Genomic DNA, 22,682 nt, shown 5'->3' on the forward strand with positions numbered 1-22,682 from the left:
GACCGATCGTCCGCACCCGGTCAGGACGCTGTGCGCAGGATCTCCGAAGCGCCGTGCGCGCAAGATCTCCTCAATTCGGCAACAATGTCGACGACCTGTCGATCGGAGTCGGTCCTGCGCCAACTGGCCTGGCTGGCATTGCGCTGCAATTGACGCGACAGGATATCGACCGTGGCGTCCGAGGGGCCGCCCTTGCGTTCATTGACCCGCTGCCAAAGGACGAGTGGATCCGCCTCCAGCCAGAAGCCGGAGAATGCGATACCTCGGTCGCGCGCTGCCTTTTCAATCCGGTCACGATCGGCCGGTCTATCGAAAACCGCATCAGCGACAACCCAGCCCCCCTCGGAGAGGATCAGGCCGGCGCGCCATGCGATTTCGTTGTAGACCCGTTCGGACATCTCAGGTCGATAGGCCTTGTCCGGCAGCCTGGTCTCGGCGGGCACGCCGTGCATCGCCTTGCGGATGCGGTCGCTTTCGACAATGCGTGCGCCGGGCGGCGCTCCAACATAGGCAGCGAGCGCCTCGGCAATGGTCGTCTTGCCGGAACCACTGAGGCCGCCGATGGCAACGAGCCGCGGCTCTGTTTCCTGGAGAAATGTCAGGGCCAGTTCGAAATAGGATCTCGCCTCGGCAATCAGCTTGTCGCCGTCGGCACTGCCTTCCTCGACCTGTGTCGCGGTCACATGGGCGCGCACGGCAGCCCGCACGGCCATGAAGAAGGGCAGTAGGATGAAACCGTCTTCATCGTCGGCCTCGTCGAGATAGCGGTTCATCACGAGATTGGCGAACTGGGGGAGGCCGCGATGCCAGAGGTCCATCAACAAGAAGGCAAGGTCGTACAGAACATCGATGCTGGCGATCTGGTCATTGAATTCGATGCAGTCGAAGAGGCGAGGCTCGCCATCGAGAAGGCAGATGTTGCGCAGGTGCAGATCGCCATGGCACCGGCGGATCTTGCCCGCGGCCTCCCGGCGGTCTAGCAATCCGGAATGACGGGCAAGCGCGGTGCGGAAGGCCCCGGCAAAGGTCTCGATCTCCCGTTTCGTAAAAACATTGCTGGTGCCAAAGCCGGCCTCGTTGATGTCGAGCACGCCCATCAAATTGAACGAGCCGGTGCCGTTGTGGACCTCCGGCGCTGCGCGATGATATCCAACCATCATCCGTGCGACGGCGGTCATCAGCGCTGGCGTCAATTCTCCCGCGGTTGCCATTCGATCGAGAAGCTTCGACTGGTCGAAGCGGATCATCTCGATCGCCGCGTCGAGCATTTGGCCGGTGCCGTCAAGAGCCAATCTGTCGTCGGCTTCCCGCGTGATGCGACGCACCCTCAGATAGAGGCCGGGAGCGGTTTTCGAGTTGAGTTCTACCTCATTCTCGCATGCGGCCAGCCTCTGTGCCGCCGTCGAGAAATCGACATAAGGCAGCTTGACCGCCCGCTTCATCTTGTAGGCGCGTTGGCCAACAAGGAAAATACGCGAAATGTGAGTCTCGATCGCCTCGACGGGCCCAATCGCGCCATGGGTAGCAGGATCAAGCAGAAACGCGGCAGCGGCTTGCTGGTCGTCGACGATCATGGCCGGCCTTCCCGGTGTGTCTTGGGAAATTCGTTTCCGCGATCTGCGCTCATTGCTGCAATGTCTGGACATAACCTGCCAACTCATGGATGCGTTCCCTGGTGACGATTTCGCCTGCGTTCGGGCCATATTTCTTCACGTCGGCAGGCAGGAATTGGCTGCCCCACACTGGCATGTCGCGCTCGCCATGCGCCGGCACCATGGCGCGACCGTCGATCACGGCATAAACGCGCCAGTAAGGGAATTCTCCGCCATTGCGCCTGGAGAGGCGTGTCAGGTCACTCGGCCGCTTCAACAGCTCGTCGCCCAACGGGCCATCGCCCTTGCCTTCGGGACCATGGCAGACGGCGCATGAGTTCATGTATTCGGCCTTGCCATCGCCGAGTTCCTGGGCGTCCGCCGTATTGAAGGCCAATGCTGCCAGAGCCACTGTGATCAGGAATCTCATGTGTGTTTCCCCGATTGTTCGGCTGAAATCTAAGGCCTTGCTTTGGCAGTGCGTTGATGCGGATCAAATGCCGCGGCGGTCACGGTGTTTGATTCAGCGCAATGAAGGCATCGAGCGCCCTTGCTAATCACTGAAACCACGACTGACCCTTCAATCGAAATCAGGAGTTGCCGCCGTGACTTTCAGAACACTGCTTACGGTTACCGGGCCGAACCAAGGTGAAGGTGATCTAAAGCTAGCCGCCTCGCTGTGCGAACAGGTTGGCGCCCATCTCTCCGTGCTCGTTCTCGAGCTGGCCGCACCGCCCTCTGGCGGCGAGTATGCCGCTGTCGTCTCACCGGCCTGGCTGGAGGAACGCCAGGCCGAACTGAAAAGGCTCGAGAAACGAATTTCCGACGTCGCTGGCTTTCTCTCCCAGACCGCCGTATCGGCCGATCTAAGCGACGACTATCCCGACATGGGATGGGCGGACGACGTTATCGGAAGGCGTGCCCGCTACGCGGATCTGACAATTCTCGGACCAGATCTGCTGGCAAGCCACACGCTGAAGGACAAAGTCATCGTGGGCACGCTGTTTTCATCGGGAAAGCCGATCTTGCTCGTTCCCGAGGGTGCGCGGCCAACGCTGAAGCCGAAACGCATCCTCGTTGCTTGGGACGCCCGCCTCGAGTCATCGCGCGCCGTCCGCGAGTCGCTCGATATGCTGAAAGGTGCCGAAGAGGTTCACCTCGTAATTGTCGACCCGATCGAGGACGAGTTCCATCACGGCGCGGAACCCGGAGCCGATGCCTCGGCCTATCTTGCCCGGCATGGCGTGAAGGTTACGGTCGACCGGCTGCCGAGCGCGAACCATTCGGTTGCCGATGTGCTTCGCCAGCATGCCGGCGACGTTGCTGCAGAGTTGATAGTGATGGGGGCCTACGGTCATTCCCGGTTGCGCGAGCGAATTTTCGGCGGGGTCACCAAGTCGATGCTTGCGGGTCAATCGCTGCCGGTCTTGATGGCGCGATAGCAATTCAACGGTAAAGAAAAAAGCGCCGGTGCAGATTGCGCCGGCCCTTTCATTTCATGTCTCGCAAGACTTGATGGGGCGACTACTCGCTTGCTTCTCGTCCGGACACCTGCTCGATCAGGATCCGGAAGAAAACGTGGGGTGCGCTGTCGGTTGTAGGAGGAGCGACCGGCTTGAGTGCGCCAGGCTCCCACCAGTCGGAGTGCTTGCTCAAGACCGACCAAGCATGATCCCGCTCAAGCTTGTGGCCAATTCGATCCGGCAACTCTTCGTATCGGCCGTCGGCAACGACACTTTTCCATCCTCGCCCCTGGCCATGTTCATCGACCTGGACGGACACCAACGGATTGGCGCGCATCCATTCGATCTTTTTGCCCGGCATCGAAAACGCGTAAAGATGAGCGTCCGAATGGGCGTAGTAGAAGGGCACGACATAGGGTTGCCCATCCTTCGCGCATGCCAGGCGGCCCACGCGATTGGCCGTCAGCAATTTGGTACATTCCAAAGCAGAAAGCGTGCGGATTTGCATCAGTGCGATCTCCTGTTCTTCACGGCTTTTGATTCAGGCCGGAAACCTGCCGCTGGCCAGTTTTGTACAGCTGGGCAGCCTCGTCCATAGCGGAGACAACGTCGCTGTCGGAGAGCTGCGGGAACCGCAGATAATGGTGGCCCAAGGCCCGGAACTGTCCTGGCTGACTAAGGCAGACCACACGATCCGCTTCCTGTTCCAGCGCGGCGACTGTCTCTTGCGGTGAAACGGGAACTGCCACGACGATTTCCCTCGGTGACCGGCGCTTGAGGGCGCGGATCGCGATTTTCATGGTCGTACCGGTTGCGGCCCCGTCATCGACGATGATCGCGATCCTTCCCGCGATCGACATCGGTTTATTCTTACCTCGATAGGCAACGCGCCGGCGTTCGAGTTCGGGACGCTCATTTGCAATCAAGACACGTAAGGCGTCGTCGTTGAGGCCATAGGTCTCGACAATTTCACGGTTCAGCACGACCTCCCCAGGGTCGCCATCGACGATCGCGGCAACAGCCAACTCGGGATTGCCCGGGGCGCCGACCTTGCGGACGATAAGCAGGTCAAGAGGAGCGTTGAGGGCTTTGGCCACTTCCACTGCGACGGGCACGCCGCCACGTGGCAATGCCAGTACGACGGGCCGATGCAGTTGAAGCCTGCTCAATTCCAGGCCAAGCTTCACTCCAGCGTCTTCCCGGTCACTGAACATCGATCAATCCACCGGCCACAGTTTTCGCAGCGACTTCTTCATCGAGTTTCTGACCTGCGCGATCTCACCATGCGAAATGTGACGGTCGAGAAGATTAAACACAGCACTGATCGCGACATCGAAATCGACGTCATCGTCATAGCCAAAACAATGTCTGACACTGAGAACGAAATCGCGTTTCTTGCGTTCACCACCAGGTCCGGCCGGGTTCCAACCTTCGAAGTACATGCCGCGAATCAGAACGGGAAGCTGGGCCGAAAGATCGGCCATCTCCGATTCCGGCAACCAGTCCCGGATTGTGTGCAGAACGGACCTAAGAAGTCGGCACGCGCTAGGTTCGCTCCAGCAAAGGTCCGCAGCGAGCTCTCTCACCCACAGTTGTGCCTGTTTTGAGGCATGCGTGAAGTCAGCAAAGGAAGTGTGAGAAATATGGCTCATGACGGTCGTCCTCAATGATCTACTCTATTCTGGCGCATCGGGCGCCTGCGAGCCTTGAGCCGGATCAAATTGCGGGAATTGTCTCGCCGGGCATTGGACGTCGGCCGTGATGGCGCTGGCGCGACCTCAGCCGCCGATTTCTGCATCAGCAGCGGAATGATCCGGTCGCTCTTGGCGACAGCGGGCCGGCCTGCCGAACCGTAGGGAATGCCCAGCGCGTCCCATGTCTCGACCAGCGCGTCCTGCAGTCCCGCGATCAGCTGATCGGTGTGGAACGGCGTCGGCGTGATGCGTAGCCGCTCGGTGCCGCGCGGCACGGTCGGATAGTTGATTGGCTGGATGTAGATGCCGTGCACGCCGAGCAGGCGGTCGCTGGCCATCTTGCAAAGCTCGGGATCGCCGACCAGCAGCGGCACGATATGGGTGGGCGACTCCATCACCGGCAGGCCGGCGGCGCTGAGGACCTCCTTGGTCCGCGTCGCCTGGCGCTGCTGCGCGTCGCGTTCGGCCTGCGAGCGCTTCAGATGGCGGATCGAGGTGGTGGCGGCAGCGGCAATGGCCGGTGGCAGCGCTGTGGTGAAGATGAAGCCCGGCGCATAGGAGCGCACGGCGTCGATGATGGCGCTGTTGCCGGCGATGTAGCCGCCGAGCGTGCCGAATGCCTTGGCGAGCGTGCCTTCGATGATGTCGATGCGGTCGGCCAGCCCCTCGCGCTCGGTGATACCGCCGCCGCGCGGGCCGTACATGCCGACGGCATGGACCTCGTCGATATAGGTCATGGCGTTGTAGCGCTCAGCGAGTTCGACGATCTGCCGGATCGGCGCGATGTCGCCATCCATCGAATAGACGCTCTCGAACACGATCAGCTTGGCGCGCTCGCGGCCCGCCGCTTGCAACAGGCTTTCCAGGTGCGCGACGTCATTGTGGCGGAAGATCTTCTTTTCGGCGCCCGAGCGCCGCACGCCCTCGATCATCGAAGCGTGGTTCAACTCGTCCGAGATGATCAGGCAGTTAGGCAACAGCCGCGCAATGGTCGAGATCGACGCTTCGTTGGAGACGAAGCCGGAGGTGAAGACAAGAGCTGCTTCCTTGTCGTGCAGGTCGGCCAGTTCCACTTCGAGTTCGACCAGCGGATTGCTGGTGCCGGAAATGTTGCGGGTGCCGCCGGCGCCCCAACCCATTTTGCCGGCCGCATTCTGGAACGCGGCGATGACATCAGGGTGCTGGCCCATGCCGAGATAATCGTTGGAGCACCAGACGGTGATTTCCTCGGCACGGCCATTGGAACGCCAGATGGCGCGCGGAAACTTGCCTGCAAGGCGCTCGAGGTCGGCGAAGACACGATAGCGACGCTCCGCGTGGAGCTGGTCGATCGCTTCCTCGAAGAACCGCTGATAGTTCATATCCGAATTTCCTTGTGTGCTCGCCGTTGCGCTGCGGGCATCGGCTACACCGTACTTGGCAAGGGGTTGGACGTAACCCTTTGAGGGAACGGACGACCTTGATTCATGTCAAAATCACGACTCCGAGGCTCCTTCCTCAGTTCGATATGAAGCGATGCAATGATCCGCTGCGCAGCACAGAACGCGTCACGCCGCCAAAGGTCCTCTCCAGTACCCGGCTATGACCGTAGCCACCGAGAACAATGAGATCGGCCGCAATATCCTGTCCGATCTGCAGGAGGATTTCCGCCGGTTCGGAGCGGCGCGCATCCAAGATTTCCGACCGCGCCTTCACCCCGTGGCGCGTCAGATAGAGTTCGACATCCGCCACATTTCCCCTGGGCCCAGTATTCCCATTGTCTACGGTGGCGATCACGACATCCCTGGCGGTGATCAGGAAAGGCATAGCGTCGATGACGGCACGTCGCGCTTCCCGGGTATCATTCCACGCAATCAGGATGCTTTCGGCCTTGATCGGTGCCAATGGGTCGGATGCCACGAGTATCGGACGGCCGGCCGCGAGGATGAGACTTGCCGGATCCAGCATACGATGACGGTCGACCACCAGATCGGCCGAAGGCGAGCCAATGAGGATCAAGTCGGCGGCACGCGCATTGAGTGCAAGTTGGCGCGTGGGATTGCCTATCTCTCCGCGCCACGAGGCACGGTTGCTGCCTTTGACGATGCTCAGGAATTCCTCTCTCAGGCAGTCGAGGCGACCTTCTATCTCCTCCACCTGACACCACAACGCCTTGGTCGCGGCCTGGTCATCAGTGCCGGTCGGCAGGACAAAATGCGGCTCGGCGGCGCAGAAGCCAATCAGGTCGGCCTCGAGCCGTTGAGCAAGATCCCATGCCATCGCGATGCGTGGCGCGGCGATCGCGTCCGCGTCCAGTTGAACCATGATCGTCTTGAAAGCCATCGCGTCATTCCATCTGCGGTTGACGCGACTTGGCCATCAAATGGAGGGAGGCACCTTGATGCGGGTCAAACGCGCAACGAAACCGGTTGATGCCGGCACGCTCGTACAGTCCGCAAGGCCATAGGGTTGATCCTGATCAAGGACATGACGACGAATGGCGTCAACGTCGCACTGTGGAGATTCAGAACGGAGTAGCCGATAATGCACACCCAGCCCGAACCATCCTCATTCGGCACACAATTGTTGCCGATTGCGGGAAATGGCCAGAAGTTCTTCCTTGCTGCCGCGTCTCTTCAAGTGCACGCCTTCAAGGCGATGATGCGCTACAACGTCGAAACGCTGGCATTTCTGAAGCATCGTTGCGAACAGGACGTCAAGCTGGCCGACGATCTCATCACCGGTCCGGAGTTCAATGACGCTTTCGACATCTTTGCTGCTTTCCTGCAGAATGCGACATCGCAATATGTCAGCGAAGCCGGTAAGGTCGCGACACTGACCTCCAGGGTTGCTTCGGAAACGGCCAAGCGGGTTCGCGAGGAAGCCAGAACCGCGATCGAGGACGCAGCGGCGAAGACAGTCGCGTAGATCGGCAATGCGGAGGTCGGCAAACATGACCAACTTTTGCAGGCGTCGTCGTCTGCCGGCTTCCGTCCTTGCACTGATGCTATTCGGACATATGAATCCAGCCCTGGCCGATAGCTTAACTGATCACGGAAAGGCGTTGGTGGAAGTCAATTGCGCCCGCTGCCACGCCATTGGAAAAACCGACAAGAGCAGGCATCCTGACGCTCCGGCGTTCCGCACCTTGTCAAAGCGATATCCGATCACCGATCTCGAGGAGGCCCTCGCTGAGGGGATTTCGACTGGCCATCCAGACATGCCTGAGTGGATCGCCAGCCCCGACCAGATCAACGCAATTATCGCTTACATCAGCACCTTGCAGCAACCGTGATCGGGGCTGTGGACGCGGCAGCCCACCGAACCTGACGCCTCCATTGCACAATGGAGGCTATCGATCTGGTGGCTGTTAACGCGCCAGCAAACCGGCTCGTACCAAGCTAGGGCAACATCCTGTCAGCTGCACGGAAGAACGACCGAGCATGCGCCACGATCTGGGCCTCGGTGGGATGATCAGCAGGTTCGACGCCGATGATGTGATCCTTCAAGTGGGCATGGTGGTCGCGTATATGCTTTGCCAACTCGTCTTTTGCTGATCCTGGCCCCACGATCAGCCATTCTTTCGCCGGCTGCAGCGCCGCGACGATGTCCTGGTAGAAGGACTGGTTTTCCGGTGCACGCTTGCCGTCGACGGTGCCTGCCTTGTTGTGGGTCTGATGATGCGCAAGCGTGGTGGCAAGCCTAAGGCTCTCGGCCGATTCACGATTGAAGAAAAACACCTTGGCTTCGCGATGGTCCAGCCAGGCAACGGCATGTTGGGTCTGCATATTGATACATCCTTGAGGCTATAGTTGAGGAATGAGCGCAATCAACCCGACGAGACGTCCTCACGCGGGCTAAGACTCCAGCGTCGCCAGGATCGAGCCGGGCTCGATGACGGTATTCGCAATGGCGACAATCGTCGCGCGGCCACCTGCCGGCGCGACAATCTCGTGCAGCGCGTCTTCAACGCGAACTTCGGCTATTCGCTCTCCGGCCTTGATTGTGTCACCGCTCGTAATGAACCAGCGCTCCAGGATGCCCTCCGGCAACATGCTGGACGCCCACAGGGCTTCATCGACCTTGATATAGTGCATCGCAATTCTCCCTATGCCGGCGAATGATATGCGCTCGCGCAGCACGGTCCTTGATCCCGATCAATCGGCGCACGACGCAGGGTGCTGCAATCGCGCGGCGTTTGACGGCGATCAATTTCTGATGCGGCAGCTGTCCTAAGGATGGCCGGCCGTCGACGGAGTGAGGTCATGAAGCATTACAGAGAAAGGCAGCCGTCGCGATGAGCGTCCGATCAGACATTGGCGCTGCGTTCGCAATCAATTGGGTTGCCCGCGCCGTGCATGTGATCGGCACCGATGCCGATATGGCGTCTACCGCAAGAACTGTTAGCCACGGCAGCCCGACGCCCGGCAACGCGTGTGCTGTTTCGGCGATTCCAGAAAATGATGCAGATCAATGCGCAACGCATCGTTTGCGAAGATTTTGATGCGATGTGGAACCCTATCCTAAGCGCACCTTATGGTCGCCATCTCGAACTCGCCGTCTTCGACGAGGAGGGGGCGCATGCGCTGGTATTTCCCTGCATAAAGAGCCGCGAAGGTTGGAAAAATGCCGCCACCGGCGCCCGTGTCGACATCCGTCCGACCCACTGGCGCGAGTGGGAAGAGGAGAAGGTTCAGGCCAGCACTGGCAACCCTTTTGAAGGTTCTCCCTAGGGTCGGGATTCCACGATCAGCGCCATGCGCACGAGATGTGACAGGCTGCTTGCGCCCATTTTGCTCATGACATTGGCCCGGTGGATTTCGACCGTGCGCGGGCTGATCCCAAGATCGTAGGCAATCGTCTTGTTCGGCAGGCCCGAAACAAGTCCATCCAGCACCTGCCGCTCGCGTTCTGACAAGGTCGACAGACGCGCGCGGATATCCGCAGACTGGGGATGCGCCGCGTTCGCCTGGTTCCGGTTGGCCAGCGCGGAGCGGATCGCCTCGATCAGAATTTCGTCGTCGAACGGCTTCTCGATGAAATCGGCAGCGCCTTCCTTCATGGCCTGAACGGCAAGCGCTACGTCGGCATGGCCCGTCATGACAATAACCGGAATTGTATGTCCGCCCCCTCTGAGCTGGCGCAGGAACTCGATGCCGTCTATGCCCGGCATGCGCACGTCGGTGACGATGCAGCCGTCGAGATGGCCAGTCGCCGTTGAGAGAAAAGCGGTGGCCGATTCGTGCAGGCGTACGGCGAAGTCTGCTGTCGCCAGAAGAAAACCGAGCGATTTGCGGACGTCGACATCGTCGTCGACCACGTGCACCAGATCACTGTCGGCCATTTGTGATCTCTTCCTTCTCTACGATGCGCAAGGTGAAGCGGAAAGCGGTTCCGCCGGCCGGCATGACCTCGGCCCATATATGGCCACCGTGCGATTCAACGATGGTGCGGCAAATGGAAAGGCCGACACCCATGCCTTGCTTCTTGGTCGTTACAAACGGCTGGAAGAGCTGGGCCGAGACCTCCGGCGCGAGACCCGGGCCTGTATCGATCACGCTTACCTCGGCCATCCCATCATCCCGGGCAATGGTTGTGACTTTCAATTCGCGGCGCGGCGCGTCCTGCATGGCCTCCACCGCGTTGCGCATCAGGTTGAGCAGAACCTGCTGAATCTGGATGCGATCGGTCAAGACCAGTTCGGCGGCAGGGTCAAGCTTGTAGCTGACGAGAAGGTTTATCTCCCGCGCGCCGACCAAGGCCAGCGATGCGGCTTCCTCGATCAGCATCGGCAGCCGTTCGACCTGGCGCTCGCTTTCGCCCCTGGCTACAAAATCCCTCAGGTGACGGATGACGTCGCCTGCCCGCAAGGCCTGCTCAGCTGCCTTTTCGACCGCATCCCGAAGCATAGGCGCATTCTCGTCCTGGCTCTTCTCAAGCAGCCGACGACTGCCTTTGAGGTAGTTCGTAATCGCAGTCAGTGGCTGGTTGATCTCATGGGCAAGCGTTGAAGCCATTTCGCCAAGTGCTGTAAAGCGCGCCATGTGGAGGAGCTCCTGCTGCTGCTCCTGGATTCTTGCCTCCGCCCGGTGGCGTTCGGTCAGGTCGCGGCAGAAGCCGGTAAAGAAGCGTCCGGTTCCCGGATGCATCTCGCCGACGGAAAGCTCCATCGGGAAAGTCGTGCCATCCTTGCGCGCGCCGGTAACCGTCCGGCCGAGCCCGATGATCCGGCGCTCTCCTGTCGTCAGGTAGCGAAGCAGATAGGCATCATGCTCGTCGCGGTAGGGCGAGGGCATCAGCATTTTCACGTTTTGACCTATGACTTCGCTTGACTGATAGCCGAACAGCGTTTCGGCAGCGGTGCTGAAGGATTGAATCCCACCCTGTTCGTCGATGACGACCATCGCGTCCGGCACTGTTGCCAGGATCGACCGCAAATGGTCCTCACGCAGCCGAAGTGCTGCGTTTGCAAAGGACAGGTCACTGACATCCGTGCCTTCAACGAAGATCGCGGTGATACGGCCATCGTCGGCCTTGACCGGCTGATAGACAAAATCAAGGATGCGCTCCTCGACCGGCCCGTCGGCTTTGTTGCGAAGGCCAACCTTCACCCCGTGGCCGATGTAGGGCTCGCCGGTCGTGTACACGTGGTCCAGATGTTCGAAAAATTCATTCCCTTCGAGCTCGGGAAAGGCGTCCCTTACTGACTTTCCAATCACGTGCCTGTGGCCAATCAATCGCTGGTAGGCGGCATTGGTCAATTCGAAAACGTGACCCGGCTCGCGCATGAGCGCGATAAAGCCCGGAGCCTGATCGAACATCCGCGACAAGAGGGCTTTCAGTGTCGTCCCACCGGGCGACAAGCTGAGCGCTTCGTCTTTGATCACCTGAAATTCCTGCGTTCGAGACGGTGCTACCCGGGCTAACTATCACTTCTCGTCGCACAGGCAAAACAGATCGAGACGACGTATCGCAAGAGATTCAGTTGTCGGCGCAACTGGCGGGTCTTTGACGCGCGTCAAGGCACCGGGCGCTGGCGCATGCGATCCCTCACGCATAGCGCCGTTTCAGCGAAAGGCACCCGCAATGTCCTTCAAGGCAATTATCGTGAACCTCGCCATCGATGCGGCTCCTGCGCCCATTGTTCAGGTTGGGATCGAACTTGCCGAGCGATTTGGAGCACATCTTATTGGCCTGGCGGCGGCCGATGTGCCACCTCTGGTCGCGACAGGCGAAGGCATGGTCTACGAAGGCGAGATTATGCAGATCCAGCGAACGGAGATCGAAAAGCGGCTCGCCGAATTGCGTGAAGTATTCGAGACACTTGTGCCGGCTTCGATTACAAGCGAATGGGGACAGGCTGTCTGCAGTCCGACCCGATTCCTCAGCGTTTCGGCCAGAGCGGCCGACCTCATCGTCACCGGCGGCGTGGATGGAGACAATGTCTTTCGCGCTGTTGATATTGGCAGCCTTGCACTCGGGACTGGGCGGCCGGTTCTGGTCACTGCAGGCAATATGGAGCATATCCGCGCAAAAACTGTGCTGGTTGCCTGGAAGGACACCAGGGAGGCACGGCGAGCGATAGCCGATGCACTGCCTTTTCTGGCCAAGGCGAACGAGGTTGTCGTCGCCACAATTGACACCGACCGTGACGAGAGCATTCGTGACAGCCTCGACGATGTCGCCGCCTTTCTTGGACACCATGGCATCAAGGCGCGAACCGAGTTGATTGCCGGCGAGGCCGATGGCAATCGGCTGCTTACTTTTGCACGCTCGATCCATGCGGATCTGATCGTTTCGGGCGCCTATGGCCACAGCCGCTTGCGGGAATGGGCGTTCGGCGGCGTCACCCGTACGCTCATCGAAGAGAGCGGCATAAGCCGCTTCATGTCGTATTGATGACAAGCGAAGCTGACCAGCAATCCGTGCCGCCGGACGGCGCCGCTTATTGGTCGATCAAGACCGATGACCTCCTGCGGAGCCTCGAGACGTCGCCATCGGGGCTTGCCGCCTCCGAGGCCGCATCGCGGCTGGCAAAATTCGGTCGAAACACACCGGCGTCGAAGTCGAGCGCTTCGGCCCTGGTCGTGTTTGCCCGCCAGTTCCGGAGCCCGCTGGTCCTGATCCTCATTTTCGCAGCCAGCGTGTCGGCGTTCGTCGGAGAGGGCCAGGAGGCTGCAATCATCGGCGCGATCGTTTTGGCAAGCTGCCTCTTGAGCTTCACCCAGGAGTATGGTGCGTCGCGGGCGACCGAGTTACTGAAACAGCGTATTTCGCGCAAGGTTATAGTGTTACGCGACGGTGTCGAATGCTCGGTTGCTGCCGAAGATATCGTGCCGGGCGACATTATCCGACTTTCGGCCGGGAACCTCATTCCCGCGGACGGCATCATTCTGGACGCCCGCGATTTCAATGTCAGCGAGGCCGTGCTGACCGGGGAAACCTTTCCGGTTGTGAAGGCACCGGGGCGGTCGGCGCCAGAGGCTTCCGTCGCGCAGCGCGGCAATGCCGTTTTCACGGGCACTTCGGTTCGCAGCGGCACTGCAACCGTGCTTGCGGCAGCGACCGGTGCCCACACGGAATTCGCATCGATCGCCGCAGCCCTGGAGCGAAAGATCCCCGAAACCGGCTTTGCCCGGGGGATAAGACAGTTCGGCTATCTGATGACCGAGATCATGCTGGCGATTGTTATCCTGGTGTTCTTCGCAAATCTGATGCTTCATCGACCGCTGATTGAATCGCTGCTGTTTTCGCTGGCACTCGCGGTGGGCCTCACGCCGGAACTTCTCCCGGCCATCATCAGTGTGACGCTGGCCAGAGGGGCCCGCGCCATGGCTGCCAAGGGCGTCATCGTGCGCCGTCTCGATGCAATCGAGAATTTGGGCAGCATGGACCTTCTGTGCACCGACAAGACCGGCACGCTGACGGAAGGCATGATCCAGCTCGACGGTTGGCTCGATGTCGATGGCAATGCGTCAGCCGACATCCTACTTTGGGCCCGTCTCAACGCGACCCTTCAGACCGGACTGAAGAACCCGCTGGACGAAGCGATCGCCGCTGCGCCGGGCGAGGGCGCATCGTTGGCTGCCTTCAAGAAGGTCGACGAGATTCCTTACGATTTTATCCGCAAGCGGCTCTCCGTGGTTGTTCGGACCAGGGACGCCGAAGACCTGCTGATCACCAAAGGCGCGGTGCAAAATGTTCTCAAGACCTGCGGCTTCGTCCGCACAGCCAAAGGGCTGGAGCCCCTCGATGAGACGCACCGTGCGGCAATCGACGAAAAATTCCGACGCTGGAGCGCGGACGGCTACCGCGTTCTGGGCCTGGCAATCCGTCGGTCTGAGAGCGCGAAAACGTTCAGCAGGAAAGACGAGATCGATCTCGCCTTCGCGGGCTTCCTGCTTTTCCTCGACCCGCCAAAGAAAGGCGTCAAGGAGACGCTTGCCGAGCTCGCCCAGCGCGGCATCGCGGTAAAGGTCATTTCTGGTGACAACCGTTACGTTGCCGCGCATCTCGCCCAGGCGATCGGCTTGCGCGCCGACAGAATCATGACCGGCGACGAGCTGTCTAAATTGACCAAGAGCGCGCTCTTCGCAGGCGTGCAGCACACCGACCTCTTCGTCGAGATCGACCCAAACCAGAAGGAGCGCATCGTTCAGGCCTTGCGGAGCAGGGGCCATGTCGTTGGTTACCTTGGCGACGGTATCAATGATGCGCCTGCCCTTCATGAGGCAGACATCGGCATCTCGGTCGACAGCGCTGTCGATGTCGCGCGCGAGGCGGCCGATATCATCCTACTCAAGCAGGATCTGGGCGTGCTTGTGCGCGGCGTCGACGATGGCCGCAAGACCTTCGCGAACACGATGAAGTACATTTCCATCACCACCAGCGCCAATTTCGGCAACATGATCAGCATGGCTGTCGCCTCGCTGTTCCTGCCTTTCTTGCCGCTTCTGGCCAAGCAGATCCTGCTCAACAATTTCCTTTCTGACGTTCCTTCACTCGCCATTGCAAGCGACAACGTCGATCCCGACCAACTGCGCCGGCCTCGCCACTGGGATATCCGTTTTGTGCGGCGGTTCATGATCAGCTTTGGCCTGGTCAGTTCGCTGTTCGACTTCGCGACCTTCGCATTCCTTCTTTTCTTCGCGCACGCCACGGAGGCCGCATTCCAGACCGCGTGGTTTGTCGAGTCGTTGCTGACGGAGCTTGCCATCGTGCTCATTGTGCGCACGCACAGGGCTTTCTGGGCAAGCCGTCCAAGCCCGTTGCTTGCCTGGCTTACATTGGCTGTCGGGATTATCGCGATCATGATCCCCTATCTGCCGTTTGCAGCCTGGTTCGGCTTCGTGCCCTTGCCTCTGCCCATGCTTGCCGGGCTTGTCGCAATTACCGCGCTCTATCTACTCGCCTCTGAGGCGACCAAGCGCTGGTTTTTCGGACAAGAGAACCGCAAGTCGCACCGGAAGAGGGCTGGGCGGACGATTGAAAGAGGGGCCAAGCCTCATGCAGCCTACCCGAGATCATAGGCCGTGCGGAGGCTTGAAGCGATGACGAAAAGAAGCGCAGGCATTCTGCCCTATCGAGGATCGCGCAAGGGGCTGCAGGTGCTGCTTGTCCATCCTGGAGGCCCGTTCTGGCAAAGACGCGATCTTGGCGCCTGGTCGATTGCCAAAGGCGAGTATGACGAAAGCGAGCTGCCCGAGGCAGCGGCACGGCGCGAATTCAGCGAAGAGACAGGCTGGGAGCCCAAGGGAACCCTGCTCACTCTGGGGCAGTTGCGCCAGCGAGGAGGAAAACTCATCACGGCATTCGCGTTCGAAGGCGACTTCGATACCGCGAGGTTGCGCAGCAACCTGTTTGAAATGGAATGGCCGCCACGCAGCGGTCGGGTACAATCCTTTGCCGAGGTCGATCGTGGTGAATGGCTGGATTTAGCACTGGCCAGGGACAAGCTGGTTGTCGGTCAACGGCCTTTTCTCGACCGCCTCGTCGCTTCGGTTCAGCGCTCAAGAGGTTGTCTGCTGATCGCTCGTTGATCGAGATCAACGCCGCCCGCCGCCAACGTGCCAATGATGGCCAGTAGGCAGGAGTGATCACCATGACCTTTCTCGATTACCTGATTTCAGTTGATGCCAGAACTGCCCTGATGGACCGCATGATGCGGAAGTTGGGCGTCGACAGACAATTGAAGGTCGTGGCAGACCATACGGCAGTCACGAACCGGGCGGTGGACCGCTGCCGTTCCTGCGGGCATCAGGATGAATGCTCGGTCTGGCTCGACGAACATCAGCGAGCCGATAACCCGCCGGACTATTGCCGCAACAGCGACCTGATCGCTCGACTGCAGCATGCGGCCGGCCAACGCTAGCCATTCGAGCACTCAGCCTGGACGATATCGTTCTGCCCGTGTTTTGACGAGAGTCAACGCAAACCGCGTTTTTGCAGTTGATAGGTTTGCAATCCACGGGACCAGGCAGTTGAACGCTTTATTTTTTCTGGAAGCATTCCTGCTCTTTGTCGCACCAGGGCCAACCAACGCTCTTTTGCTGGCGGGGAGGCAATGGTGCCTCGCCGCGGATCAATGGTCTGCCCCGCTACGAAACAAGGACGACCGAGACGGGATCGGCGCAGAAGAGATTATCCTTGACGGCATTGACGCCGGAGACGTTTTCGGCCGCGACTATCGCTGCCTGGCGCTCGCGTTCGTCGAAGATGGCGCCGCTCAGTGTTACCACACCCTTGTCCACCATCACGTTGATCAAATCGTTGCCGGCCCATCTCTGCCTTGCAAGCTCAGTAGCGATGTTGTGGTGAATCTGTTCGTCATCAATGACCGTAGCGACACCATCGGGAAGAACGCCGAGCAATGCCCGCAGAAGATCAGAGCGGGTGACGATGCCGACGATTTTCCCAGCTTCTACGACCGGAATGCGTTTGACATGGTGACGCGTCATGAGCTCGACGACTTTCGCGAGCGATGCTGCAGGGGATGTCGTGACGACATCTTGCGACATCACCTCCTCAACCCGTCGACCATTGGCGCGGACATATTCGTCGGCGGCCTTTCCGGGGCTGACGAGAAATTCCAGCCAGCGCGAGCGCTTGCGCTCCGTGCCCAGTTCCCCGCGTCGCAGGAAATCGCCCTCGCTGACGATCCCCACCAGCCTGCCGTCGTTGCGAATGACGGGGAGGCCGCTGACCTTTTTGGAAAGCATCAACCCGGCAGCCTCGGCGATCGATGCTGACGGGTCTATGCCGACGACTGGCTTGCTCATGATGGCTTCGGCTTGCATGTTCGCTCTCCGGAGTTTTTCCAACGTCCGGCTTTCTTAGATTTCACATGCACGAAGCGCCTTGATTTGAATCATTTGTTGGCGGAGGCAAATGGTCCAAAGCTGGGCCGTGAATGACCGGGCGCGAACCGGTCAACCAGCGATCGCGGTCTTGGCGACGTTCACGCCAAGTTCGTAGACAAGCAGTCCACCATAGTAGGCCGTCGCAGTGACCAGAAATGCACCGCAAATCTCGATCAGAGGAATGGCGATCGTTACACCCCGCGTGTCACGGTTCCGCGTCCAAAGCGCAAGCCGCACGAATCCCCAGATCAGAAAAGCAAAGGCAGTGATACCTCCCAGGCTTTCATGGATTTCCGCGACATCGCTGCTGAATCCGGCCGCTTCGGCATGATCCAGCGCAAGACCTCCGAAGAACCAGGTCCCCATAGCCAACATTCCGGCGGCCAGGGCCACAAAAGTAGAGATCGTACCGGCGCCCGATCTCCTGGTGACGGCGCTGCCGCCAACCAGCGCTACAAGGTCGATAGCCACAAGCATGTAGATCAGAACAATAGGAAAATGAACAAGCATGGGATGGATATGTTGAATGGGGATCACGAAAACTCTCCAGAAATTGGCAAGAGACTTTGATAATTTGCCGGCTTTGCCGCGAGCCCTGGCCCACGACATTGGCAAGCGTCATGTGCTGTGGTGGGCCATGCACAGCGAAGGGAAGACCTAGTCGTTTTCGTCGGCTTCATCGCCTTGCTGGTCGTCACACGCATCGTCGCCACCCTTGATGGCTTTCGGGGTGGAGGCGTCCTGCATGGGGATGGCCTGCAGATCGATCGGACCGGATGGGACAACAGACGATGACGCCCCACATGATCGTTCGTCCGATTCAGCGGCCGCCGGCAGGGCAATGATCGTGAGGCTTGCAAGTGCTGCAAGGACAAGCATGGAGTTGCGCATGGTCTCGTATCCTTCTCAGCGCGGCCATGATTGGACGCGATGATGCCCTGATATGGACCCTTTGCTTGCTGTGGGCTGAGGACAACTGACAGCAAATTGAAAGCTGCGACGTGCGACATGCCTTGCCGATGAAAAGACAATGGAAGCGTTTGGCGGTGCTGGGTCTCGCGGGACTTGTCCTGGCCATGCCTATCGCTGCCCGTGCCGACGAGGACGATGACGGCGACCATGACCGGGCGCGGGATCTGTACGAACGCGGCGAAATCAAGGGCCTTGCCAATATACTGGACGTTGTCCGCGCCAAAGCTCCTGGCGATGTTGTTGCGGTCGATCTCATCCGCAAGGCCGACAGATGGGTCTACCGTTTTCAGGTCGTGGGTGCCGATGGCCGGCGAAAGACCGTCGACGTCGACGCCGGCGCCGGCGTCATCATGCGCGATGGGGAGGGTGACTGATGAAGATCCTCCTTGCCGAAGACGAGCTCCGTATCGCTGCCGATATCGCGACCGTCCTCAAGGCGTCCGGAATGGCGGTCGATGTTGTAAAGGATGGTGAATCCGCCTGGTTCGCGGGCGATGTCGAGAATTATGACGCCGCGATTCTGGATCTCGGATTGCCCAAGCTCGATGGTCTTACGGTCTTGAAACGTTGGCGGGCCAATGAGCGCAGGTTTCCGGTTCTCATCCTGACCGCAAGAGGCATGTGGACCGAACGCGTCGACGGGATCAATTCCGGTGCTGACGACTATCTTCCCAAGCCTTTCGAAATGGAAGAACTGCTCGCCCGGTTACGGGCAATCCTGCGTCGCTCGGCCGGCCAGGCGGCACCCGTGTTAAGGTCCGGGCCGCTGCTCTTGGACACACGCCAGATGCGCATTTCGCTACGCGGCATCCCCGTTCCGCTTTCGCCGCTGGAATACCGGCTCCTGGCGTTTCTGATGCACCACGCCGGCCGGGTGGTGGCGCCGACCGAACTTGCCGAGCATTTGTACGATTCAGGCAACGACCGCGATCCGAACACGATCGAGGTTATCGTTGCGCGCCTGCGTCGCAAGCTCGGGAGCGACGTCATCGAAACGAGGCGCGGATTCGGGTATCTGATGCCCGACGAATCCCGCTGATGGGCAATTCGATCCGCTTCCGGCTGTGGTTGGCGGCAACGATCTCGATTCTTGTCGCACTCGCTATCGCCGGCGCCGGCTTGCGCTATCTGTTCGAACTCCACGTCGAGCGGCGCGTCGTGGGCGAGCTCACGGTCGACCTCAACGAACTGATCGGCGCAACGACCTTCACAAGCGATGGCCGCCTTGTCGTGGCCCCAGTGCTGACCGACCCGCGGTTTGCCAATCCACTCTCCGGGTACTACTGGCAGGTGGAAGACATCGCCACCGGCAGCCTCGAGCGTTCGCGATCCTTATGGGACGCTAAGCTTCTCCTGGCTGCCCAGAGCGAAACTGGTGGCCTGCGAACGGTCGAGGAGTTCACGGGCCCGGGCGGAGAACTCAGCATTGCGGTCGAGCGTACGGTCATCGATGCCGGAGGTCGGTCCTTTCGCGCCGTCGTGGCGGAAGATCATCGAACCGTTGAGGTGTCTGTAAGCGAATATGTTCGCGACCTTGCTCCGGCTCTCCTGATGCTCGCTGCAGTTCTCATGGCCGCGTTTTTCATCCAGATCACCATCGGCCTTGCACCGCTGGAGACCTTGCGGGTCGCCGTCAAAAACGTGATTGCGCAGCGATCAGCACGGCTCGATGTGGTGGCACCAAGCGAGGTGCAGCCGCTCGCGGACGAAATTAATCGTCTTCTCGATGCCCAGGAGAAGGCGCTTGCGCGAGCCCGCTCGCGCGCCACCGATCTGGCGCATGGCCTCAAGACACCGCTGCAAGTGCTGTCGGCCGACATCCGGGCCTTGCGCAAGAAAGGTGAGACGGATCTGGCTGACGAGATCGAGAAAAGCGCCGGAGCGATCCGGCGCCATGTCGAGCGGGAGCTCGCGCGCGCCCGCCTCGCACCCGGCGTTTCCGGCAAGGCATCCTGCCTTGTGTCGGACGTGGCGGCTGGCGTCATTGCCGTCGTCAAACGGACACCAAGCGGCAAGCAGCTTTCGTTCAAGCTGGATGTCGCGGAAGATCTGACGGCGCCAATCGACGAAGGCGACTTGTCGGAAGTTCTCGGCAATCTGGTCGAGAATGCCGCGCGCTATGCAAAATTGTCAGTTCGTGTCGGTGCCTCCACTGCCTGGGACGAGGTGACCGTCAGTGTTGCTGATGATGGCCCAGGTATACCGGATGCTGATCGGAAGTCCGCACTCTCGCGCGGGGTCCAGCTCGACAGCAAGGGCGGCAGCAGGGGTCTTGGCCTGGCCATCGTTTCCGACATCGTCGAAGCCTATGGTGGACGCCTTGCCATGGCCAACGCCGATCCGGGCCTGGTGGTGACCATTTCCTTGCCGCGACACAGTTGAGTGTGCTTCAGGCAAAACCCGGGAAATAGTCGACCTTTATCTTCGAGCGGCGAACGCCCATGGCCAACAGCTTCTGGCGCAGCGCCTTGACCATCGCCTGCGGGCCGGAAATGTAGAAGGTGCGCTCGAGGTAGTCGGGTATGGCCAGACGTATCAGGCGCTCGTCTATGTATCCGGGATATTGCCCGCGCTCGCTACCGCGCGCCACAGCGTGGATCGTCTTGATGCCAAGTTCCTGCCTGGCCGCGCCAAGCACGTCGCGATAAGCGATGTCTTGCTGGCCTTCGGTTCCGTAGAGGATGACGATCGGTCGCCGCTCATTGCGGTCGATGAGATATTGCAGCATCGAGCGGAACGGCGTGATGCCGATGCCTCCGGCCAGGAACGCGATCTTGGTTTCACATCGGGCGGGCAGCGTGAAGTTGCCGGCCAGTTGCGCGGCATGGATCGTGCTACCCGGCTTCATGGTCATCAGCTCGCGCTTGAAGGCACTTGATTGCGGATAGAACTTGACGCCGAGTCGGACTGTTTCCTCCGTCGGCGCCGAGGCGACTGTGAAATAGCGGCGGTTGCCGCGATTGTCGGCACGATCGATGCCAAGCGTCCATTCGAGATACTGGCCGGCCTCGAAGGCGAGCTTGCGCGGCGACCGGAAGACGAAGTCAAAGCTGTCGACGGCCGATTGTTCAATGCGTTCCAAGGTCAGCACGAAGCGTCCCTTGGGGCCTGCCGCATAGGCAAACAGGTTGCCGGCGAGCAAGGCCAGTTCGGGGGTGAAATAGAACGAGCCTATATGGACGTTGGGAGCGAACAGAAAGCCGACAATGGCGGCAAAGGCGATACGCGGCCAACGCATCGTCGGCGCGGTCAGCGGCTCGGTCAGCATCACGAATGCAAAGAACAGCAGCGGCGACGAACCCAGCGTCTCTGCAAGCGCGGTCCAGTACTGCGACGGGTCCGTGGTTGCCAGAATGGTCGCCAGCGCCACGAAAACGAAGGTCAAGACAAGGTCAAGCCGGCGCAGTTTCCGGACAATAAGCATGCCGCCAATGAGCACGAGCGGAAGCAATGGCAGATTGCCGCCCACCCACCACGTGGCTGGTTGGTCGAGCAGCAGCGCGGACAGCGCCACGCCCAGCGCAGCCGGGTTGAAAAGGTGCTTTCGGCCGATGGCGAAAATGAACTTGGATGAAATCGCCCAGACGGACGCGAATGCCACCGCCGCGATCCCCTTTATGTCCGTGACCGAAACCGGATCGAGGATAAGCGCCAGGATGAGTGCTGTGATGTAGACGGACTCGTTGTTGGCCGGGACTGCGAAGGCATGCGCAAAGACCTTGTTGGTGATCCAGCAGGCGGTCAGCGCAAGCGCCGTCGTGAAGGCAAGCGCAATCGGATCATGTGGCACCAGCTTGACGAAGCCGAGCACGAACGCTGCGCCGACCAGTGCCATCAGATAGTAGAGGACCAGCCTGTACATGGTCAGGTGATCGAGAAATCGGTCCATGGTCTTGATCATGGCAGGCAAAGGGCTCCGAACCCGGTTGTCGGCGTGGCGCGGCCATTGGCGTCGACGAGATAGCCCTCCAGGCCAGGCGCCTGCTCGATGAAGAGAATGCCGTCCCGCCCCATGGCGAACGCCGCGGTAGCGAAACGATCGGCTTCGAGCACATCGGCGCCGATGACGGTCAGGCTGACGATGTCCTGGATCCAACCGCCAATCCCATGTGGATTGTAGATGTGTTGACCGCGGACATAGGTGCCGGAGGTTGCGACACCGCGACCGCGGGGATAGACGATCTTTACGATCTCGTCCGGGTTGAAGGGATTGCGGATACCGATGCTCCAGTCATGACCCAAAGCATTCTTGCCGCAAGACTGGATATCCCCGCCGGCCTCGATAAAGAAATCGCTGATGCCGGCCCGTTGAACGATCCCGGCCGCATTGCGAATTGCCCAGCCCTTGACGATGCCGGAAGGATCGAGCGACCCGTCGGGTTTACGAATATCGAAGTATCCATCCGTCTCGTCTTTCGTCTGTCTGGCGAGTGCGAGCACTTCCATCATCTCGCCACTCCAGTCGACGACCGGCACGTCGCCGCGGTTGATGGCCGTGATCTCGCTGTCGGCCCGGTATGTGCTGAAGCGCCGGTCGATGTGCTCGAAATAGCCGAATACCGCGTCGATCAGTTCACCGTTCGGCGCACCGCCGACGTCGACCGTAATGGGCATGCCCATCAG

Annotated in this window: 26 protein-coding genes and 1 pseudogene; 11 read left to right on the forward strand and 16 right to left on the reverse strand. The window is 60.1% G+C overall.

Annotation, left to right across the window (positions count from 1 at the left end):
• Window positions 1-20: 20 nt before the first annotated feature.
• Window positions 21-1,574, reverse strand: coding sequence for a bifunctional aminoglycoside phosphotransferase/ATP-binding protein (locus tag EOA16_RS14990; RefSeq protein WP_127259079.1), 1,554 nt, complete (start codon window positions 1,572-1,574; stop codon window positions 21-23).
• A gap of 49 nt (window positions 1,575-1,623) precedes the next feature.
• Entirely contained in the window at window positions 1,624-2,022 is a 399-nt protein-coding gene (locus tag EOA16_RS14995; RefSeq protein WP_127259081.1) for a c-type cytochrome, read from the reverse strand.
• Between the two features lie 175 nt (window positions 2,023-2,197).
• Here EOA16_RS14995 and EOA16_RS15000 point away from each other — a divergent pair, with 175 nt between their 5' ends.
• Entirely contained in the window at window positions 2,198-3,034 is an 837-nt protein-coding gene (locus tag EOA16_RS15000; protein WP_127259083.1) for a universal stress protein, read from the forward strand.
• Between the two features lie 82 nt (window positions 3,035-3,116).
• Here the strand turns inward: EOA16_RS15000 and EOA16_RS15005 are convergent, their stop codons facing one another.
• From EOA16_RS15005 to EOA16_RS15025, 5 genes and pseudogenes are all read right to left on the reverse strand, one after another.
• Window positions 3,117-3,563, reverse strand: coding sequence for a pyridoxamine 5'-phosphate oxidase family protein (locus tag EOA16_RS15005; RefSeq protein WP_127259084.1), 447 nt, complete (start codon window positions 3,561-3,563; stop codon window positions 3,117-3,119).
• A gap of 19 nt (window positions 3,564-3,582) precedes the next feature.
• Entirely contained in the window at window positions 3,583-4,269 is a 687-nt protein-coding gene (locus tag EOA16_RS15010) for a phosphoribosyltransferase (protein WP_127259086.1), read from the reverse strand.
• A 3-nt stretch (window positions 4,270-4,272) separates the two neighbouring features.
• The gene (locus EOA16_RS15015) at window positions 4,273-4,707 is read right to left on the reverse strand and encodes a DUF2267 domain-containing protein (protein WP_127259088.1); all 435 of its coding nucleotides are present in this window, start codon (window positions 4,705-4,707) and stop codon (window positions 4,273-4,275) included.
• A gap of 134 nt (window positions 4,708-4,841) precedes the next feature.
• A pseudogene (gene hemA, locus EOA16_RS15020) lies at window positions 4,842-6,110 on the reverse strand (5-aminolevulinate synthase); the annotation flags it as partial.
• A gap of 136 nt (window positions 6,111-6,246) precedes the next feature.
• On the reverse strand, window positions 6,247-7,071 hold the full coding sequence (locus EOA16_RS15025) for a universal stress protein (RefSeq protein WP_127259090.1): 825 nt from the start codon (window positions 7,069-7,071) through the stop codon (window positions 6,247-6,249).
• A 201-nt stretch (window positions 7,072-7,272) separates the two neighbouring features.
• Here EOA16_RS15025 and EOA16_RS15030 point away from each other — a divergent pair, with 201 nt between their 5' ends.
• Both EOA16_RS15030 and EOA16_RS15035 read left to right on the forward strand, forming a co-directional pair.
• The gene (locus EOA16_RS15030; protein ID WP_127259091.1) at window positions 7,273-7,656 is read left to right on the forward strand and encodes a phasin family protein; all 384 of its coding nucleotides are present in this window, start codon (window positions 7,273-7,275) and stop codon (window positions 7,654-7,656) included.
• Window positions 7,657-7,747: 91 nt separating this feature from the next.
• The gene (locus tag EOA16_RS15035) at window positions 7,748-8,023 is read left to right on the forward strand and encodes a cytochrome c (RefSeq protein WP_245455947.1); all 276 of its coding nucleotides are present in this window, start codon (window positions 7,748-7,750) and stop codon (window positions 8,021-8,023) included.
• A 106-nt stretch (window positions 8,024-8,129) separates the two neighbouring features.
• Here EOA16_RS15035 and EOA16_RS15040 read toward each other — a convergent pair whose 3' ends face one another.
• Both EOA16_RS15040 and EOA16_RS15045 read right to left on the reverse strand, forming a co-directional pair.
• Window positions 8,130-8,516 carry a translational machinery protein gene (locus tag EOA16_RS15040; protein WP_127259094.1) on the reverse strand — a complete coding sequence of 129 codons (387 nt, stop codon included), beginning with the start codon at window positions 8,514-8,516 and terminating at the stop codon, window positions 8,130-8,132.
• Window positions 8,517-8,585: 69 nt separating this feature from the next.
• Window positions 8,586-8,825: a lipoyl domain-containing protein gene (locus EOA16_RS15045; protein ID WP_127259096.1), complete on the reverse strand. Its 240-nt coding sequence runs from the start codon at window positions 8,823-8,825 to the stop codon at window positions 8,586-8,588.
• Between the two features lie 363 nt (window positions 8,826-9,188).
• Between EOA16_RS15045 and EOA16_RS15050 the strand changes: the two genes are divergently transcribed.
• A complete protein-coding gene (locus EOA16_RS15050) occupies window positions 9,189-9,461 on the forward strand; it encodes a hypothetical protein (RefSeq protein WP_348630319.1) in 273 nt (90 codons plus the stop codon).
• Here the strand turns inward: EOA16_RS15050 and fixJ are convergent.
• Window positions 9,458-10,072, reverse strand: a complete 615-nt coding sequence (gene fixJ / locus EOA16_RS15055; RefSeq protein WP_127259098.1) for a response regulator FixJ — start codon at window positions 10,070-10,072, stop codon at window positions 9,458-9,460. The two genes, EOA16_RS15050 and fixJ, sit on opposite strands and share 4 nt — an antisense overlap.
• Window positions 10,059-11,615 carry a PAS domain S-box protein gene (locus EOA16_RS15060; protein ID WP_127259100.1) on the reverse strand — a complete coding sequence of 519 codons (1,557 nt, stop codon included), beginning with the start codon at window positions 11,613-11,615 and terminating at the stop codon, window positions 10,059-10,061. Before EOA16_RS15060 ends, fixJ begins: the two co-directional genes overlap by 14 nt.
• A gap of 199 nt (window positions 11,616-11,814) precedes the next feature.
• Here EOA16_RS15060 and EOA16_RS15065 point away from each other — a divergent pair, with 199 nt between their 5' ends.
• From EOA16_RS15065 to EOA16_RS15080, 4 genes are all read left to right on the forward strand, one after another.
• Window positions 11,815-12,627, forward strand: coding sequence for a universal stress protein (locus EOA16_RS15065; RefSeq protein WP_127259102.1), 813 nt, complete (start codon window positions 11,815-11,817; stop codon window positions 12,625-12,627).
• Window positions 12,627-15,257 carry a magnesium-translocating P-type ATPase gene (gene mgtA / locus EOA16_RS15070; protein WP_245455932.1) on the forward strand — a complete coding sequence of 877 codons (2,631 nt, stop codon included), beginning with the start codon at window positions 12,627-12,629 and terminating at the stop codon, window positions 15,255-15,257. The genes EOA16_RS15065 and mgtA overlap by 1 nt, the downstream gene beginning before the upstream one ends.
• Before the next feature lie 21 nt (window positions 15,258-15,278).
• Window positions 15,279-15,767 carry an NUDIX domain-containing protein gene (locus tag EOA16_RS15075; protein ID WP_127259105.1) on the forward strand — a complete coding sequence of 163 codons (489 nt, stop codon included), beginning with the start codon at window positions 15,279-15,281 and terminating at the stop codon, window positions 15,765-15,767.
• A gap of 62 nt (window positions 15,768-15,829) precedes the next feature.
• Window positions 15,830-16,099, forward strand: coding sequence for a DUF6455 family protein (locus EOA16_RS15080; protein WP_127259107.1), 270 nt, complete (start codon window positions 15,830-15,832; stop codon window positions 16,097-16,099).
• Between the two features lie 226 nt (window positions 16,100-16,325).
• On the opposite strand, the gene EOA16_RS15085 is transcribed toward EOA16_RS15080, so the two are convergent.
• The 3 genes from EOA16_RS15085 to EOA16_RS15095 form a co-directional block, all read right to left on the reverse strand.
• The gene (locus EOA16_RS15085; protein ID WP_127259109.1) at window positions 16,326-17,024 is read right to left on the reverse strand and encodes a CBS domain-containing protein; all 699 of its coding nucleotides are present in this window, start codon (window positions 17,022-17,024) and stop codon (window positions 16,326-16,328) included.
• Between the two features lie 132 nt (window positions 17,025-17,156).
• Entirely contained in the window at window positions 17,157-17,624 is a 468-nt protein-coding gene (locus EOA16_RS15090; RefSeq protein ID WP_245455933.1) for a DUF2231 domain-containing protein, read from the reverse strand.
• Between the two features lie 120 nt (window positions 17,625-17,744).
• The gene (locus EOA16_RS15095) at window positions 17,745-17,978 is read right to left on the reverse strand and encodes a hypothetical protein (RefSeq protein WP_127259113.1); all 234 of its coding nucleotides are present in this window, start codon (window positions 17,976-17,978) and stop codon (window positions 17,745-17,747) included.
• 185 nt (window positions 17,979-18,163) lie between these two features.
• Here EOA16_RS15095 and EOA16_RS15100 point away from each other — a divergent pair, with 185 nt between their 5' ends.
• The 3 genes from EOA16_RS15100 to EOA16_RS15110 all read left to right on the forward strand — a co-directional run bounded on the left by EOA16_RS15100 (window position 18,164) and on the right by EOA16_RS15110 (window position 20,441).
• The gene (locus EOA16_RS15100) at window positions 18,164-18,433 is read left to right on the forward strand and encodes a PepSY domain-containing protein (RefSeq protein WP_245455934.1); all 270 of its coding nucleotides are present in this window, start codon (window positions 18,164-18,166) and stop codon (window positions 18,431-18,433) included.
• On the forward strand, window positions 18,433-19,098 hold the full coding sequence (locus EOA16_RS15105) for a response regulator transcription factor (RefSeq protein WP_127259117.1): 666 nt from the start codon (window positions 18,433-18,435) through the stop codon (window positions 19,096-19,098). Before EOA16_RS15100 ends, EOA16_RS15105 begins: the two co-directional genes overlap by 1 nt.
• 80 nt (window positions 19,099-19,178) lie before the next feature.
• Window positions 19,179-20,441 carry a HAMP domain-containing sensor histidine kinase gene (locus EOA16_RS15110; protein WP_245455935.1) on the forward strand — a complete coding sequence of 421 codons (1,263 nt, stop codon included), beginning with the start codon at window positions 19,179-19,181 and terminating at the stop codon, window positions 20,439-20,441.
• Window positions 20,442-20,448: 7 nt separating this feature from the next.
• On the opposite strand, the gene EOA16_RS15115 is transcribed toward EOA16_RS15110, so the two are convergent.
• Together EOA16_RS15115 and EOA16_RS15120 are read right to left on the reverse strand one after the other, a co-directional pair.
• Window positions 20,449-21,960, reverse strand: a complete 1,512-nt coding sequence (locus EOA16_RS15115; RefSeq protein ID WP_127259120.1) for an RnfABCDGE type electron transport complex subunit D — start codon at window positions 21,958-21,960, stop codon at window positions 20,449-20,451.
• Window positions 21,957-22,679 carry an FAD:protein FMN transferase gene (locus tag EOA16_RS15120; protein WP_245455936.1) on the reverse strand — a complete coding sequence of 241 codons (723 nt, stop codon included), beginning with the start codon at window positions 22,677-22,679 and terminating at the stop codon, window positions 21,957-21,959. The genes EOA16_RS15115 and EOA16_RS15120 overlap by 4 nt, the downstream gene beginning before the upstream one ends.
• Window positions 22,680-22,682 lie beyond the last annotated feature (3 nt).

Source organism: Mesorhizobium sp. M7A.F.Ca.US.008.03.1.1, from assembly GCF_003997495.1.
In the GTDB taxonomy this organism is placed as follows: Bacteria; Pseudomonadota; Alphaproteobacteria; order Rhizobiales; family Rhizobiaceae; genus Mesorhizobium.